Annotated in this window: 17 protein-coding genes; 8 read left to right on the top strand and 9 right to left on the bottom strand. The window is 66.9% G+C overall.

Annotated elements, in window-relative coordinates; translation table 11 throughout:
• The first annotated feature begins 55 nt into the window (after nt 1–55).
• Genes otnK through RIdsm_RS09190 form a run of 5 tightly spaced genes read left to right on the top strand, consistent with a single transcriptional unit; the run spans nt 56 to nt 4,494 of the window.
• Complete coding sequence (gene otnK / locus RIdsm_RS09210; protein WP_057814357.1) at nt 56–1,318, top strand: 3-oxo-tetronate kinase; 1,263 nt, start codon at nt 56–58, stop codon at nt 1,316–1,318.
• Nucleotides 1,315–1,965 carry a 3-oxo-tetronate 4-phosphate decarboxylase gene (otnC, locus tag RIdsm_RS09205; protein WP_057813838.1) on the top strand — a complete coding sequence of 217 codons (651 nt, stop codon included), beginning with the start codon at nt 1,315–1,317 and terminating at the stop codon, nt 1,963–1,965. The genes otnK and otnC overlap by 4 nt, the downstream gene beginning before the upstream one ends.
• Nucleotides 1,962–2,735 carry a hydroxypyruvate isomerase family protein gene (locus RIdsm_RS09200; protein WP_057813840.1) on the top strand — a complete coding sequence of 258 codons (774 nt, stop codon included), beginning with the start codon at nt 1,962–1,964 and terminating at the stop codon, nt 2,733–2,735. The genes otnC and RIdsm_RS09200 overlap by 4 nt, the downstream gene beginning before the upstream one ends.
• A 40-nt stretch (nt 2,736–2,775) precedes the next feature.
• Complete coding sequence (locus RIdsm_RS09195; protein ID WP_057813842.1) at nt 2,776–3,714, top strand: 2-hydroxyacid dehydrogenase; 939 nt, start codon at nt 2,776–2,778, stop codon at nt 3,712–3,714.
• Nucleotides 3,715–3,726: 12 nt separating this feature from the next.
• Nucleotides 3,727–4,494, top strand: coding sequence for an HpcH/HpaI aldolase family protein (locus RIdsm_RS09190; protein ID WP_057813844.1), 768 nt, complete (start codon nt 3,727–3,729; stop codon nt 4,492–4,494).
• A gap of 82 nt (nt 4,495–4,576) precedes the next feature.
• Here RIdsm_RS09190 and denD read toward each other — a convergent pair whose 3' ends face one another.
• The 8 genes from denD to RIdsm_RS09150 are packed head-to-tail and all read right to left on the bottom strand — an operon-like array spanning nt 4,577 to nt 12,407.
• Nucleotides 4,577–5,545, bottom strand: coding sequence for a D-erythronate dehydrogenase (gene denD / locus RIdsm_RS09185; RefSeq protein WP_057813846.1), 969 nt, complete (start codon nt 5,543–5,545; stop codon nt 4,577–4,579).
• Nucleotides 5,542–6,426, bottom strand: coding sequence for a sugar kinase (locus tag RIdsm_RS09180; protein WP_057814359.1), 885 nt, complete (start codon nt 6,424–6,426; stop codon nt 5,542–5,544). The genes denD and RIdsm_RS09180 overlap by 4 nt, the downstream gene beginning before the upstream one ends.
• Nucleotides 6,427–6,455: 29 nt before the next feature.
• Complete coding sequence (locus tag RIdsm_RS09175; RefSeq protein ID WP_057814361.1) at nt 6,456–7,298, bottom strand: SMP-30/gluconolactonase/LRE family protein; 843 nt, start codon at nt 7,296–7,298, stop codon at nt 6,456–6,458.
• 5 nt (nt 7,299–7,303) lie between these two features.
• Nucleotides 7,304–8,446 (bottom strand): fumarylacetoacetate hydrolase family protein, encoded by a 1,143-nt coding sequence (locus RIdsm_RS09170; protein ID WP_057813848.1) that lies wholly within the window; start codon nt 8,444–8,446, stop codon nt 7,304–7,306.
• A complete protein-coding gene (locus RIdsm_RS09165) occupies nt 8,436–9,836 on the bottom strand; it encodes an FAD-binding oxidoreductase (RefSeq protein ID WP_143100409.1) in 1,401 nt (466 codons plus the stop codon). The genes RIdsm_RS09170 and RIdsm_RS09165 overlap by 11 nt, the downstream gene beginning before the upstream one ends.
• On the bottom strand, nt 9,833–10,750 hold the full coding sequence (locus RIdsm_RS09160; RefSeq protein WP_057813852.1) for a dihydrodipicolinate synthase family protein: 918 nt from the start codon (nt 10,748–10,750) through the stop codon (nt 9,833–9,835). The genes RIdsm_RS09165 and RIdsm_RS09160 overlap by 4 nt, the downstream gene beginning before the upstream one ends.
• A 23-nt stretch (nt 10,751–10,773) precedes the next feature.
• Complete coding sequence (locus RIdsm_RS09155) at nt 10,774–11,376, bottom strand: LysE family translocator (protein WP_057813854.1); 603 nt, start codon at nt 11,374–11,376, stop codon at nt 10,774–10,776.
• Nucleotides 11,370–12,407 (bottom strand): L-idonate 5-dehydrogenase, encoded by a 1,038-nt coding sequence (locus RIdsm_RS09150; RefSeq protein ID WP_057813856.1) that lies wholly within the window; start codon nt 12,405–12,407, stop codon nt 11,370–11,372. Before RIdsm_RS09150 ends, RIdsm_RS09155 begins: the two co-directional genes overlap by 7 nt.
• 117 nt (nt 12,408–12,524) lie before the next feature.
• Between RIdsm_RS09150 and RIdsm_RS09145 the strand changes: the two genes are divergently transcribed.
• The 3 genes from RIdsm_RS09145 to RIdsm_RS09135 are packed head-to-tail and all read left to right on the top strand — an operon-like array spanning nt 12,525 to nt 15,130.
• Nucleotides 12,525–13,286, top strand: coding sequence for an SDR family oxidoreductase (locus tag RIdsm_RS09145; RefSeq protein ID WP_057813858.1), 762 nt, complete (start codon nt 12,525–12,527; stop codon nt 13,284–13,286).
• 12 nt (nt 13,287–13,298) lie between these two features.
• Nucleotides 13,299–14,219, top strand: a complete 921-nt coding sequence (locus tag RIdsm_RS09140; protein ID WP_057813860.1) for an NAD(P)-dependent oxidoreductase — start codon at nt 13,299–13,301, stop codon at nt 14,217–14,219.
• Nucleotides 14,220–14,233: 14 nt separating this feature from the next.
• Nucleotides 14,234–15,130, top strand: coding sequence for a phytanoyl-CoA dioxygenase family protein (locus RIdsm_RS09135; protein ID WP_057813862.1), 897 nt, complete (start codon nt 14,234–14,236; stop codon nt 15,128–15,130).
• Nucleotides 15,131–15,134: 4 nt separating this feature from the next.
• On the opposite strand, the gene RIdsm_RS09130 is transcribed toward RIdsm_RS09135, so the two are convergent.
• Entirely contained in the window at nt 15,135–15,833 is a 699-nt protein-coding gene (locus RIdsm_RS09130) for an RraA family protein (RefSeq protein ID WP_057813864.1), read from the bottom strand.
• Nucleotides 15,834–16,064 lie beyond the last annotated feature (231 nt).

Raw genomic sequence — 16,064 nt, 5'->3', positions numbered from 1 at the left:
GGAAGAGCGACAGGATGCGGCCGGAGAGATCACCCAGACCGGTGCAGGCACCCCGATGACCACGATCCTGGGCGCCATCGCCGACGACTTCACCGGCGCGACCGACCTCGCCGGCCTTCTGGCCCGCAGCGGCGCGCGGGTTTCGCTGCGCATGGGCGTGCCCGAAACCCCGCCCGACAACACCGCCCCGTTCGAGGTCATCGCCCTCAAGATCAGAACCACCCCTGCTAACGAAGCGTTAACCCTTTCAAAACAGGCCCTTGCATGGCTGCGGTCAGCCGGCGCCCAACGCTTCTACTGGAAATACTGCTCCACCTTCGATTCCACCGACAAAGGCAATATCGGCCCCGTCGCCGAGGCGCTGATGGCCGAACTCTCCACACCCCAGACCATCTACTGCCCCGCCTTCCCCGAAAACGGGCGCGCGATCTTCATGGGCCACCTCTTCGTCGGCCGCGATCCCCTGTCGGAAAGCCCGATGAAGGATCACCCCCTCACGCCCATGCGCGACTCCAGCCTCCTCCGCCTCCTCCAACCCCAGGTGGAGGGACAGGTCGGCCTCATCGACCGCCTCACCGTCGCCCGTGGGCCCGACGCCATCCGCGACGCCCTCGCCCATCTTGCCCACGACAACATCGCCCACGTCATCATCGACGCCGTCGCCGACGAAGACCTCGCCACCATCGCCACCGCCACGCACCACATGCCCCTCCTCACCGGCGGCTCGGCCCTCGCCCAGCCCCTGCCCGGCCTGCTGACACGGGAGATCGGCCAGACAGAGCCCTTCACGCCCCCCGCCACCGCACCCGAAACCGTCCTCCTGTCCGGCAGCTGCTCCGCCATGACCAACCGCCAGGTCGCCGCCTACCTTGCCACCGGCGCGCCGTGCTTCCAGCTCGACCCGCTCTCCCTCGCCGAACACGGACCCCAACCCGCCCTCGACTGGCTCTCCCGACAAAACCTCCAGCAAGCCCCCCTCCTCTACGCCACCGCCGACCCGCAATCCGTCGCAGCCGCCCAGACCAAACTCGGCCAAACCCGCGCCGGCCAGATCGTCGAAGACACGCTCGCCGCCTGCGCCACCACAGCCCGCGGCCACGGCGCCCGCCGCTTCATCGTCGCCGGCGGCGAAACCTCCGGCGCGGTCACCCAAGCCCTCGGCATCACCCGCCTCGATGTCGGCCGCGAAATCGCCCCCGGCGTCCCGTGGTGCTTTGCCCAAACCGGCGGCCACCCGGTTGCCCTCGCCCTCAAATCCGGCAATTTCGGCGCCGAGACCTTCTTCACCGACGCCCTCACCGCGCTGGAGCCCGAATGACCGAGGAAACCCGCCTCCGCGACCAGATCTGCCTGCTCGCCAAGTCCCTCTTCGACCGCGGCCTCACCCACGGCTCCACCGGCAACATCTCCGCCCGCACGCCCGATGGCGGCCTGCTCGTCTCGCCCACCGGCACCGCCTTCGGCCGCCTCGACCCCGCCCGCCTGTCGCGCTTCGACACCCACGGCGCCCTCATCGACGGCGACAAACCCACCAAGGAAATGCCCCTCCACACCGCCTTCTACGACACCCGCTCAACCACCGGCGCCGTGGTCCACCTCCATTCCACCCATTCCGTCGCCCTCTCGATGCTGCCCGACACCGACCCCGACGATTTCCTGCCGCCCATGACCCCCTACGCCATCATGAAACTCGGCAAGGTCCGCCTCCTGCCCTTCTTCCTGCCGGGCGACCCGGCCATGGGCGAGGCGGTGCGTGGGCTGGCCGGCAAACGCTCTGCCGTGATGCTCGCCAATCACGGGCCGGTCGTCGCGGGCAAGGACGTGGAAGCCGCCTGCAATGCCATCGAGGAACTGGAAGAGACGGCCAAACTCGCCCTCCTTCTGCGGGGCATGGGGCCGCGGATGCTGACCGCGGACCAGGTGCGCTCGGTGGTCACCAAGTTCGACGTGGAGTGGGACGATTGAAATTCTCCGCCAATCTCGGTTTCCTCTGGGCCGACCGCCCCCTGCCCGACGCCATCCGCGCAGCCGCCGCCGCCGGCTTTGACGCAGTCGAATGCCACTGGCCCTATGACACCCCCGCCGCCGACGTCGCCGCTGCGCTAACGGAAACCGACCTGCCCATGCTCGGCCTCAACACCCGCCGCGGCAACGTCGAGGCCGGCGAAAACGGCCTCGCCGCCCTGCCCGGCCGCGAAGCCGAGGCCCGCGCCGCCATCGACGAGGCCATCGCCTACGCCGCCACCACCGGCACCCGCAACATCCACGTCATGGCCGGCTTTGCCTCGGGCAAAGCGGCCCACGAAACCTTCCTCGACAACCTGCACTACGCCTGCACCGCCGCGGCCCCGCACGGCCTCACCATCCTGATCGAGCCGCTCAACCACTACGACGCGCCCGGCTATTTCCTGTCGACCACGGCGCAGGCCGCCCAAATCATCGACTCCGTGCGCGCCGTTAACCTCAAGCTGATGTTCGACTGCTACCACGTGCAACTGATGGAAGGCGACCTGACCCACCGCCTGCAAACCCTCCTCCCCCATATCGGTCATATCCAGTTCGCCTCCGCCCCCGACCGCGGCCCGCCCGATGGCGGAGAACTGAACTTCGTTTACCTTTTCGAAACCATTTCCGCCCTCGGCTGGACGGCCCCGCTCGGCGCCGAATACCGGCCCGGCGGCCCGACCGACGCCACACTCGGCTGGCTCAAGACCTTCCGCGGAAAGCCGGCATGACACCCCGCCCCATCACCCATCGCATTCCAAAGGAGACACCATGACAACAACGCTCGTCATCGGCCCCTATACCGACACCGACACCGCGGCCGCAAAGCAGGCCTTCGCCCCCGTCATCCTCGACCGCATTTCCGAGCTTGCCGGGCTTGACGAGACCACGCGCAGCGCCATCACCGCCCTTGCCTACAAGGGCCACACGGCGGTGGGCCCGGCCGAGATGGACCTGCTGCCGAAGCTCGGCCTCATCGCCAATTACGGCGTGGGCTACGACGCCATAGACATCCCCGCCGCCACCGAACGGGGCATCCGGGTGACCAACACGCCCGACGTCCTCAACGACGACGTGGCCGATCTCGCTGTCGGCATGCTGCTGATGCAGATGCGCGAGATGGAACAGGCCAGCAACTGGGCCCGCTCCGGCAACTGGAAGACCAGGGGCGAATACCGGCTCGCCCACAGGATGACGGGCGGCCGCGCCGGCATCGTCGGCCTCGGCCGCATCGGACGCGAGATCGCCGACCGCCTCGCCGCCTTCAAGATGGATATCCACTACTACGCCCGCTCCGAGAAGCAGACGCCCGGCTGGACCTTTCACGCCGATCCCGTCTCGCTGGCCCATGCGGTCGATTTCCTCGTGATCGCCATCGTCGGCGGGCCCGACACCGAGAAATTCGTCTCGAAAGACGTGATCGACGCGCTCGGCCCCCGCGGCGTGGTGGTCAACATCTCGCGCGGCACGACCGTCGACGAGGCCGCCCTGCTCGACGCGCTGGAACAGGGCCGGATCGCCGGCGCCGGGCTCGACGTCTTCCTCGGCGAGCCGGATATCGACCCGTGCTTCTACGAGCTCAGCAACGTCGTCATCCAACCCCACCACGGCTCGGGCACGGTCGAAACCCGCGCCGCCATGGGCCAGCTTCAGCGCGACAACATCGCCGCCTTTCACGCCGGTCAGCCCCTGCTGACCGCGGTCAACTGAGGGATCCGACCCATGAAGGAAAACCGTTTCAAACGCGCCATCGCCGAGGGCCGCCCCCAGATCGGCATCTGGAGCATGATGCGCGAGCCGATGGTCACCGAAATGCTGGGCCAGCTCGGCTACGACTGGATCCTGCTCGACTGCGAACACACCCCCAATGACGAGCCCGGCGTCATGGCCATGCTGCAGGCGCTCTCGGCCTGCGATATCGAACCGATGGTCCGGCCAAGCTGCCTCAACGTGGCCGAGATCAAGCGCCTGCTCGACGTGGGCGCCCGCAACATCCTCGTGCCTTACGTCCAGACGGTCGAGGAGGCCGAACTCGCCGCCGCCGCCGTCGCCTACCCGCCCGAGGGCATCCGCGGCGTCAGCAGCGTCTCCCGCGCCACCGGCTTCGGCGCCGAACCCGGCTATTTCACCAAGGCGCGCGAGGAGATCTGCCTGATCGTTCAGATCGAAACCCGCGAAGCACTCGACCGGCTGGAGGAGATCGCCGCCGTGCCGGGCATCGACGGGCTCTTCATCGGCCCCGCCGACCTGGCCGCCAGCCTCGGCCACCCGGGCAACCCCAAACATCCCGAGGTCCACGCCGCCATCACCGACGGCATCGCCCGCATCCGCGCCGCCGGCAAACCGTCGGGCTTCCTGTCGCCCGATCAGGCGCTGCTGGAAGACGTGGTGAAAGCGGGCTGCACCTTTACCGCGGTCGATATCGACCTGCCGCTCCTGCGCCGCGGCGCACTGGCCCGGCTGGAGGCCTGCAAGCACTTCAAGGGCTAGGACGACCCGGAATTTTCAAAAATTCCGGGCAAGAAAATCCCATTTTCTTACCCGTTGTCTTCGAAGAAAACGGCCCCCGCCCTCAGCCCGCCGGCTTGTCGTCCTCGAGGTAGTACCGCACGTTGTCCTCGAAACTCTCATCCGCCGACAGCCCCAGCGTCACCGCCTTCTCCGGCCGCAGGTCGAACCGCCAGCCAGTCACGATGGCCTGGATATCCGGCTGCGGCTCCCACTTGATCAGCGTCGCCGGCTCCGGCCCCGCGACCGCCGTCATCGCGTCGATCATCTGCCCGATCGTCCACATCCGCCCCGGCATCATCATGCAGCGGTTCTGTCCCAGATCGCGTTCCGCAATCTCCGCCCCCTTGATCAGGTTCTCCACGCATTTCCGCGGGCTCAGGTAGTAATGCGGGAAATCCGCCTCCACCGGGCAAACCGCCTCCTGCCCGTTGAGCGGCTCGCGCAGGATCGACGACATGAAGCTCGAGGCCGCGCGGTTCGGCTTGCCCGGCCTGACCGAAATCGTGGGCAGGCGGAAGCCGCGCCCGTCAATGAACCCCTTCCGCGAAAAGTCATTCAGCAGCAGTTCCCCCATCGCCTTCTGCGCCCCATAAGAGGTTTGCGGATTGAGGAAACTGTGATCGACGATCGGGTCCGGAACCTCGCCGCCATAGACGGCGATCGACGAGGTGAACACCACGACCGGCTTCGTCCCAAGCTCCCGCGCCCGCTGCAACACGTTGAGCGTGCCCATCAGGTTGATCGAAAGCCCCGCGTCGAAATCCTCTTCCGCATGGGCCGAAACGATGGCGGCCAGCAGATAGATCACGACCGTATCCGCCGTGACGCAGGCCTCGACCGAGGACGCATCGGCGATATTGCAGGTCATCGTCTCGACCTTCACCGCCCCGCCGTCGATCGGCGCCGGATCGTTGATATCCGCCAGCGTGATCGTCGAAATCGCTTCCCCGCGCAATTCGCCCCGTTCGGCCAGCGCCCGGCCCAACTTCTGCCCGACGACCCCGCCGCCCCCGATGATCAGGATGTTCATGTCTCTCCTCCCTCGAATATCTGCGGCACCAGCGCGCCGCGAAACTGGATGACCCGCGCGGCAAGCGCCATCGCCCCCCGCGCCGCGTCATCCACCGATCGCCCGGCGGCCATGCCTGCAAGGAACGCCGCCCCGAAACTGTCGCCCGCGGCCGTCGTGTCGACCACGCTCTCGAAGCGTGCGGCCGGCAGCGTTCTGGTCCCCTTGTCATCCCACAGCGTCAGGTCTCCGCCGCCATTCTTCACCGGCACGATCTTCGCACCGCAGGCCCGGTAACGCGCAATCGTCTCCTCCGGCGCGCTATCCCCGAACGCGCGCTGCTCCTCGTCGAAGGAGGGCAGCACCACGTCGGCCACCGACGCCCCCATGGTCAGCCCCTCGCGCATCGCCTCCGGCGTCTCCCACAACCGTTCCCGCAGGTTGGTATCGAACGCCACCAGCGCGCCCCCGGCCCTCGCCCGGCCCAGCGCATCGCACAACACCCGGCGCGCCTCAGCCGTCAGGATCGCCAGCGTAATCCCCGAAAAATAAAGGATATCCCGCCCCGCCAGCACATCTGCCAGCCAGGCCGGATCATCCGCCACCGCCCGCGCCGCCGACTGGCTGCGCCAATAGGAAAAACTGCGCTCGCCATTCTCGAGGCTGATCATGTAAAGCCCGACCGTGCGGTGCTCTAGCCGCCGCAGCGCCGAGGTGTCGATCCCCTCCCCCTCCATGAAGGCGCACATCTCGGCCGAGACGGCATCGGTGCCGATGCAACTGCCATAGCCGACGCTCCACTCCTCCGGCAGCAGCCGCCGCGCGTACCAGGCGGTGTTGAACGTATCCCCGGCAAACCCGCGCCGGTAGAGCCCGCCGCCCGCATCGGCCATCTCGACCATGCATTCGCCCAGGGCAAGGAACGACCGGCTCACAGGATCACCCGGTGCTCTTGCTGCCCCGCCACGTCGACACGAAGCGCATATGTCCGCCCGTCATGCTCGGTCGTGACCTCCGGCTCCTGGCTGGCACTGGTCACGAACAGCGTTCGCAGATCCTCCCCGCCAAAGGCCGGGCATGTCGTGCGCTTTGCAGGCAGCGCGATGCTCCGCACCTCCCGGCCGTCAGGATCGAAAACCGCCACCTTCCCGTGCCGGAACTGCGCACACCACAGGTTGCCATCGGCATCCACCACCGCCCCGTCCGGCCGGTACCGGTCTCCGGGCAGATCAACGAACAGCTCCGGCGCCCCCGAGGGCCAGCCCTCACCATCCAGCGCCTGCCGCCAGACCTTGCCCGTCGGCGTATCGGAGAGATAGGCAAACCGCCCGTCCGGCGTGAAACACATGGCATTCGGGATCGACCAAAGCGCATAAAGCCGCCGAAGCTCGCCCCGGTAATACCGATAGATCGCCCCCGCGCCGGGCTCCTTCATCTTGCCCATCGTCCCGATCCAGAACCCGCCATAGGGGTCCGCCCGACCATCGTTCGACCGGGTCGCCGGGTTGTCCGCCTCGAGGTCGCAAACCTTCGCATGCGCCCCCGTTTCCACGTTGAAATCAATCAGCGCACTCTCCGACGCCACCAGCAGCCGCGCCTCGTCCACCCACCCGGCGGCCGAGACATGCTCGTCGAACTGCCACACCTGCTGCCCCTCGTCCGTGCGCGTGTAAAGCCGGTGCGCGTCGATATCGAACCAGAAGAACTGCCCCCGCAGCGGGTGCCAGAGCGGTCCCTCCCCCAGCAGGCAATTCGTGTCGTCAAACACCTCCACCGCCGTCACAACAGCCCCCTCTGCGCCAGGTTCCGCATCAGCGCAGCCGTCCCGAATACCCATTCCGGGCACTCGGTCGACAGCCGCACAATGTTGCTCAGCGCCCCCAGCGACGGTTCGCTGATCGTCACCACGTCGCCGCCCTTATGGGTAAAGCCCTGCCCCGGCGCGCCCCGGTCCTTGACCGGCGCGAACATGGTGCCGAGGAACAGGAAGAAGCCATCCGGGTACTGGTGATGCGCCCCGATGGTCTGCGCCACGATCTGGGCCGGGTCGCGGCTGATCTTCGTCATCGAGGAATGGCCTTCCAGCACGAAGCCATCTTGGCCCTCGACCCGCATGGTCAGCTCGGCCCGGCGCACATCCTCCATCCCGAACCCCTCGTCGAAGAGCCGCAGGAACGGCCCTAGCGCACAGGAGGCATTGTTGTCCTTGGCCTTGCCCAGAAGCAACGCCGAGCGCCCTTCCACGTCCCGCAGGTTCACGTCGTTGCCCAGCGTCGCCCCCACGACGACCCCACGCGAATTGACCGCCAGCACCACTTCCGGCTCGGGGTTGTTCCAGCTCGACACCGGGTGCAACCCCACGGCCGCCCCGCTCCCCACCGAGGCCATGGGCTGGCACTTGGTGAACACCTCCGCATCCGGGCCGATGCCAACCTCCAGGTACTGCGACCACAAGCCTTCCTCCTGCAGCACCGCCTTGACCTGCATGGCCTGATCCGACCCCGGCTCGATCCCCGACAGGCTGTCGCCGATCACCGATTTCACCCTTGCCCGGATCGCCTCGGCCCGGTCGGCATCGCCCGCCGCCTGCTCCTCGATCACCCGCTCGACCATGCTTTCGGCAAAGGTCACCCCGGCGGCCTTGATCGCCTGCAAATCCGGCGGCGCCAGCAACCGCAGGTCATCCGCCCCGGCATCCTCGGTCGAACACGCCGTCAGCTCCGCCAGCGTGCAGACAGTGTCGCCACCCGCCTCGCGGGCCGCGGCCGCGGGATCATCCGCCTCCAGCAACGCCTGCATCGTGGGAAGCTCCCGGCTGGTGATGTCCACCACCGCGTCGCCGTCGAGCCGCACCACCGCCGGGCCGATCCCCGGCCGCCAGATACGCCCGACCAGTGTCGCCTTGCCGTCGTCAGGAACCATCCGAAATCTCCCGGTTGCCCGGCGGCAGAAGCTTGCCGGGGTTGAGAATGTTGTTGGGGTCGAACCCCGCCTTGATCGCCCGCATGTAGGCCAGCGCCGCGCCATGCTCGGCCGTCATGTATTTCTGCTTGCCAAGCCCGATCCCATGCTCGCCGCTGACCGTGCCGCCCAGCCGCAGCGCGGTTTCCGCCAGTGCCTGCGTGAACTCTTCAGCACGCGCCATCTCGTCCGCATCCCCCGGATCGACGCTCAAGCCGGCATGGAAATTCCCGTCGCCCACATGCCCCACGATCGTCGCCGTCAGCCCCAGCCGCTTGGCATCCCGCTGCGCCTGCAACACCGCCTCGGCCAAATGCGAGATCGGCACGCAGACATCCGTGGGCCAGATATGCCCGCCCTTGCCAAAGGCGGCCGATGCGTAATGCGCCTTGTGCCGCATCTCCCACAGCGCGTTCCGCTCCTCGGTGGTATCGGCGGTCTTCCAGCCATCCGCCCCGAACTCCGTGGCAATCTCGCCAAAGGCGTCGCGCTGCTCGGCCACCGCGGCCGGCGAGCCGTGGAACTCCAGGAACAGGTGGGGCTCCTCGGGCAGGTCGGCCTGCGAGTACCGGTTGAACCCCCTCACCATCATCTCGTCCAGCAACTCGATCCGCGCCATCGGCAGGCCCGACTGGATCGTCAGGATCACGCAGTTCACCGCATCCTCGACCGAGGGAAACCGGCAGGTCGCCGCGCTGATCGCCTCCGGAATGCCCTGAAGCCGAAGGGTCAGTTCGGTGATGATCCCCAGCGTGCCTTCCGAGCCCACCAGCAGATGCGTCAGGTCATACCCGGTCGAGCTTTTCCGCGCCCGGCTGCCGGTGCGGATCACCGTGCCATCCGCCATCACCGCCTCGAGCGCGAGGATATTCTCGCGCATCGTGCCATAGCGCACCGCGGTCGTCCCGCTCGCCCGCGTCGCGGCCATCCCACCGATGCTGGCATCCGCGCCGGGATCGACCGGAAAGAACAGCCCCGTCGCCCGCAACTCCTCGTTCAGCCGCTTGCGGGTAATCCCGGGCTGCACCACCGCGTTCAGGTCCTCCGCATTGACCGCCAGAACCGCGCCCATCCGGCTCATGTCGAGGCTGATCCCCCCCTGAATCGCCAGGTGCTGCCCTTCAAGGCTGCTCGCCGCGCCATAGGCCGTGACCGGCACAGCGTGACGGTTGCAAAGCCGCAGGATGGCCGACACCTCCTCCGTATTCTCCGGATAGGCCACCGCATCGGGCGGGGTGACCGGGTAGTAAGTCTCGTTCTGACCGTGCAACGCGCGGTCGGCCTCCGACGTCACAAGCCGCTCGCCCAGAAGCGCCTGCAACTCCGGCAGGGCGGTTTCGATGCGCCTCATTTCCCCCATGACAGCACCATCGGGTCAAGCGGCCGCAACAGTTCCATCAGCATCGCCCGCGTGTCGGGATGCAGCGGCGGGATCGGGTGGCGGCAAAAGTCCGAGGCGATCACCCCGCCCTCCACCATCGCCGCCTTGGCAGACCTGAACCCGCATTGCCGGTTCTCGTGGTTCACGGCGGGAAGCACCCTGGCATACCCCTCAATCGCCGCCTGCCGGTTGCCGGCCAGGAAATCCCGCACCACCGGTCCGATCAAGTCGGGCATCATCGCGCTGGTCATCGTCCCCGTCGCCCCGGCATCCAGATCGGCCAGCAGCGTGATCGCCTCCTCCCCGTCGAATGGCCCCTCGATCGCATCGTCCCCCTCGTCAATCAGCGCCCGCAGTTTGGCCGCCGCCTGCGGGCATTCGATTTTGAAGAGCTTCAGCATCTCGATCTCCCTCGCCATCCGCACCAGCAGAGGCACCGGCAGATCGACCCCCGACAGCGGCGCATCCTGCAGCATGATCGGGATACCCACCTCGCCCACCGCTCGGAACTGCTCGAATGTCTGCTCGGCCGTCCCCTTCAAGAGCGCCCCGTGATAGGGCGGCATCATCATCACGATATCGGCGCCCAGTTCCTTGGCAAACCGCGCCCGCTCCACAGCAATGGGCGTCGCGAAATGGCTGATCGTCACGATCACTGGCACCCGCCCCGCCACATGCTCCAGCGACAGCCGCGTCAGCAGCGCCCGCTCCTCGTCGGAAATCAGGAACTGTTCCGAGAAGTTGGCAAGGATACAGATCCCGTCGACCCCCTGGTCGATCATGCAGTCGAGCACCCGCGTCATCCCCTCGGTGTCGATTTGGCCGTCGGGGTGAAACGGTGTCGGTGCGACCGGCCAGATGCCTGAATAGGTGGCGTGGGTCATGCGCTCTCCTCCATGTCTCCTCCTCACCCGGCCCCGCGCGAGGCCGACCACAGCGCCAGCGCCACGACCCCCAGCATCGACAGGGCCATGAGGATGTTGATCGTCCGCTGCGTGCGGTCCGACAGGTTCAGCTTGTGCAACGAAACGCCGGCCCAAAGCCAGGCCAGGTGGATGGGAATCCAGATGATATTCATGATCAGCGCCTTGGAAATCATCTCGAACAGGAAGGCATCGGGCGCATAATCGAACCCGGTGATCAGCGAGGTGTTCACCGCATAGGCCTTGGGGTTGATCGCCTGCAGCGTGATGCCGCCCAGCACGCCGGGGGGCGATTTCGCCTCCATGAACGCCACCTTCGCGCCGGCAAAGGCAATGCGCCCGGCGAGGTAAAGCAGGTAGGCCACCGAGGCGAACATCAGCACGTTGCGCAGCCACGGCACCGACAGGATCACCGCCGCCAGGCCCGTCATCACCGCCAGCATCACCAGGTTGGTGCCGATGAAAAGCCCGACCAGGTAACGCAGCGAAGCCTTGAACCCGTAAGCCGCGCCGAACCCGGCCGTCGTCATCACCCCGGGCCCGGGCGTGATGATCAGGAAGAAGACGGCGGCGGCAAAGGTCAGCATGCGGTGAAATCCAGCTGTACCTTCATCGACTGTGCCCTGTCCGAGGCGGTGGCGAAGGCATGGTCATACTCTGACAACGGAAAGCTGTGAGTGATCAGCGGGGCCACGTCGATCAGCCCCTTGCGCATCAGGTCCACCGCCACCGCGAATTCCTCGTGAAACCGGAACGAGCCGCTGAGCGACAGTTCCTTCGCGGTGATCTGCATCATCGGCAGCCGCATGTCGCCCGAAAGGCCCAGCTGCACCACCTGCCCCCGCGGCCTGAGCGCCGCTATGCCACCTGCCAGCGCCGCCTCGGCACCCGAGCATTCGAACAGCACGTCGAGGCAGCCCTTACCTGCCGCGTAAGGCGCCAGCGCTTCGGGATCTTTCGACGTATCCAAAGCCGCATCCGCCCCCGCCGCCCGGGCAAATGCCAGCCCGTTCTCGGCGATATCAGTGGCGATGATCTCCGCCGCCCCGGCCCGCCGCGCGGCCAGGATGACCAGCACACCGATCGGCCCGCAGCCCGTCACCAAAACCCGGCGCCCCAGCATCTCGCCCACCCGGCGCACCGCGTGCAATGCCACCGATAACGGTTCGGCCATGGCCGCCTCGGCCGGTTCCAGCCCCTTTGCGGCCACGCATTGCGACGCCTCCGCCACCAACTTGGCGCGAAATGCGCCCTGCACATGCGGGAACGGCATCGCCGAGCCGTAGAAGCGCATGTTCAGGCAATGGTTCGGCAGACCCCGCAGGCATTCGCCGCAACTGCCACAGGGCCGCGACGGCGACACCGCCACTAGCTCGCCGACAGACAGCTCCTCGACCCCTTCGCCCAGCGCCTCGACCACCCCCGCCACCTCGTGCCCGAGGATCATCGGCTCGCGCAGCCGCACGGCACCGAAACCGCCATGGTTGAAGTAATGCAGGTCCGATCCGCAGATTCCGCCACGGGCCATCCCAATCAGAACCTGTCCCGGCTCCGGATCGGCCGCGCGGCAGTCTTCCAGCCGCAGGTCTTTCGCCGCATGGGCATAGAGCGCCGTCATCGCCCGTCTCCTCCGCCGGGGTTCCGCTTGCATCGTTATAAAAATGGTATACCATTTGATCAAGGCGCGTTTGACAGGGAATGCGAATTTCCCGCCGGACCGCCGCAGGGAGGATGAATGCAACTGTTCGATCTGACGGGCCGCACGGCCCTCGTCACCGGCTCGTCCATGGGCATCGGCCTTGCCCTGGCACGCGGTCTGGCACAGGCCGGGGCCCGGCTGGTGCTGAACGCGCGTAACGCCGACCGGCTGGAGGAAGCGGCGGAGAAACTGCGCGCCGAGGGCGCCGAGGTCGCCACCCTGCCCTTCGACGTGACCGACGCAGCCGCCGCCCGTGACGCCATCGACCGATACGAAGCCGATACCGGCCCGATCCACATCCTCGTCAACAACGCCGGCATGCAGCACCGCACGCCTTTGGAAGATTTCCCGCCCGAGGATTTCGACCGCCTGATGCGCACCAACGTGAATTCGGTCTTCTACGTGGGCCAGGCCGCCGCCCGCCACATGATCGCCCGGCAATCAGGCCGGATCATCAACATCGCCAGCGTGCAAAGCCTTCTCGCCCGCCCCGGCATCGCGCCCTACACCGCCTCCAAGGGCGCCGTCACCAACCTGACCAAGGGCATGGCGACCGACTGGGCGAAACACGGGCTCAACTGCAACGCCATCGCGCCGGGCTATTTCGACACGCCGCTCAACGCCGCCCTCGTCGCCGACCCGGACTTCACCACTTGGCTCGAGAACCGCACCCCGGCCGGCCGCTGGGGCGAGGTCGAGGAACTCGTCGGCGCCTGCATCTTTCTCGCCTCAGACGCGGCGAGCTTCGTCAACGGTCACACGCTGTTCGTCGACGGCGGCATCACGGCCAGCCTTTAAGGGAGAACAGACATGAGCGACAAACCCGTCATCGGTTTCATCGGCGTGGGCCTGATGGGCCACGGCATGGCCAAGAACATCCTCAAGGGCGGCTACGACCTTTGGATCAAGGGCAACGTGAACCGCGAGCCGGTGGACAGCCTGCTCGGCATGGGCGCGAAGGAAGCCGCCAGCCCGAAAGAGATGGCCGAAAACTGCGACATCGTCCATATCTGCCTTTCCAACTCGCCCCAGGTCGAGGCCGTGATCCGCGGGCCTGACGGCATCCTTGCCGGGGCGCGCGAGGGGCTGATCGTGATAGACACCACCACCGCCGACCCGGTCTCGACCATGGCACTGGCGGAAGAGATGGCAGCGCAAGGCGTGAAGATGGTCGACGCGCCCCTTGGCCGTACCCCGAAAGAGGCCGAGGAAGGCAAGCTCGACGCGATGGTCGGCTGCGACGAGGGTGATTTCGCCACCGTATCGCCCGTCATCGACTGCTGGGCCGGCACCATCACCCGCATCGGCCCCACCGGCTCGGGCCACAAGATGAAACTGCTGATGAACTTCCTCGGCGCGGCCTACGCGGCGCTCTATTCCGAAACGGCCGCCCTTGGCGCCAAGGTCGGCATCTCGCCCCACACCTTCCGCGAGGTGATCGGGCCCAGCCGCCTCGGCAGCGGCTTCTTCGGCACGTTCATGACCTATGTCTGCGAGCGCGACCGCGACGCCCACAAGTTCTCGATCGCCAACATGTCCAAGGACATCCGCTATGTGAACGCCATGGCCACCGATGCGGGCGTGATGAACGTCATGGCCGCCGCCGCGAAACACTATTTCACCCATGCCGAGGCCATCGGCGCCGGACAGGATTACGTGCCGATGCTGTCGGATCACGTGGGCCGGCTGAACGGGCTCGACATGGAAGCCGAGGTGAAGAAAGGCCGCTGAGAGAGGACAACGCGATGCTGAGCGACGCGCAACGGGCGTTTTACGCCGAGAACGGCTACCTGATGATCGAAAACGCGGTCACGCCCGACCAGCTCGACCGCCTGCGCGCCATCACCGCACGCCTCATCGACGCCTCGCGTACCGTCAGCGAAAGCAACGATGTCTACGACCTCGACAAGGGCCACGGCCCCGACAGCCCCCGCCTGACCCGCATCAAGATCCCCCACAAGCAGGACCCGTATTTCTGGGAGGTGCTGCGCCACTCCACCATGACGCAAGTGCTCAACGACCTGCTCGGCCCCGACACCACGATCCTGACCTCCAAGCTCAACACCAAGGCCCCAGGCGGCGGGCGCGCGGTGGAATGGCATCAGGACTGGGCCTTCTACCCGCACACCAATGACGACCTGCTTGCCTTCGGCCTGATGCTGGAAGACGTGGACGAGGCGAACGGCCCCCTCATGGTCATCCCCGGCACCCATCGCGGCCCGGTGCTCGACCATACGTCCAACGGCGTCTTCGCCGGCGCCATCAACCCCGACGACCCGGCCTTCGACCGCGAGAAGATCGTCACCCTCACCGGCAAGGCGGGCAGCATGACGGTGCATCACGCCCGGCTCCTGCACGGCTCCGCCCCCAACCGGAGCGACCGGGCGCGGATGATCCTCTTCTACGAATGCGCCAGCGCCGACGCCTGGCCGATCCTCGGCTCGAATTCCTACTTCCACGCGCTCGGCCAGCGGAAATTCTGGGACGACCTGCAGGATCGCACGATCACCGGCACACCCTGTCTGACCCCACGACTGGAGCAGGTTCCCGTCACCATGCCCCTGCCCCCGGCACCCGACACCGGCTCGATCTTCCGCACGCAGGAATCGGCAGGCGCCCGTAGCGCCTTTGCCGAAGATTGACCGCCTAGTCCTCGATCACCGCGCGACCATCGGCGATCATCTCCTCGATGGCCGCCATCTGGCAGAACCCCTCGCGCACCTTCGCCTCGAGTACGCCTTCAAGTTCCTTCACCTTCGAAAGTCGCCCGATCACCCGGTCGATCTCGGCAAGCGGCACCACGACCACGCCGTTCCGGTCGGCCACGATCAGATCGCCACTCTCGACCCGCACGCCGCCGATCACCGCGCCGAACCCCGCCCGCGCGGGCCCGTTCGAATAGGGCGAGTTGGGGCTCAGCCCGGTGCACCACGCCGGAAGGCCCACCTCGACGATGCCGTCGTAATCGCGCATCTCACCATCGGTCACAAACCCGGCCGCGCCCTTGTTCTTCATCATGCCGCAGAACTGATCGCCCGAGGCCGAACAATTCCGGTGGCCATGCACCGCCGACAGGATGATGTCACCCGGTTCGAGGATATGCAGCGCGCCCATCGTCGCGAGAATCTCGGCCGGCCCGTTATCCGCCACCAGTGCCGGGCCTACGGCCCGACAGTCGATATCCCGCCCGCCGCCGATCGGCTGAATGTCGGAACTCAGCGCCCCCTGCCCGCCCATGGCGTCGCAGACGAACCCCGTCGGCACATCGCGAAAAGCCGCGATCTGGGCCGCGCTGGGGCGCGGAAAACTCCGGCGGAGGGTCAGGACAGGCGGTTCTTCGATCATCTCGGGGCTCCGGTTGTCAGGGCGTCGCGCAAGGTACGCCCGGGTCACGTCATAGCATCGCGGCATCCACCAGGACACCACGACATGGCATTTCGCGTCTTCCGGCGGATGCCGCCGCCAGATTCACCGGAATGCCTTGCTCATATGGGCGCTTTGCCCTTGCATTTGGTATACCAAATGGGAATGCTGTCACAAGAGGCGTGTTCACCAGCTTTGGGCGAACGCGGAATT

Source organism: Roseovarius indicus, from assembly GCF_008728195.1.
Classification (GTDB): domain Bacteria; phylum Pseudomonadota; class Alphaproteobacteria; order Rhodobacterales; family Rhodobacteraceae; genus Roseovarius; species Roseovarius indicus.
Note: the sequence above shows the minus strand (reverse complement) of the source record. Positions and strands in the feature narration are given on the sequence as shown.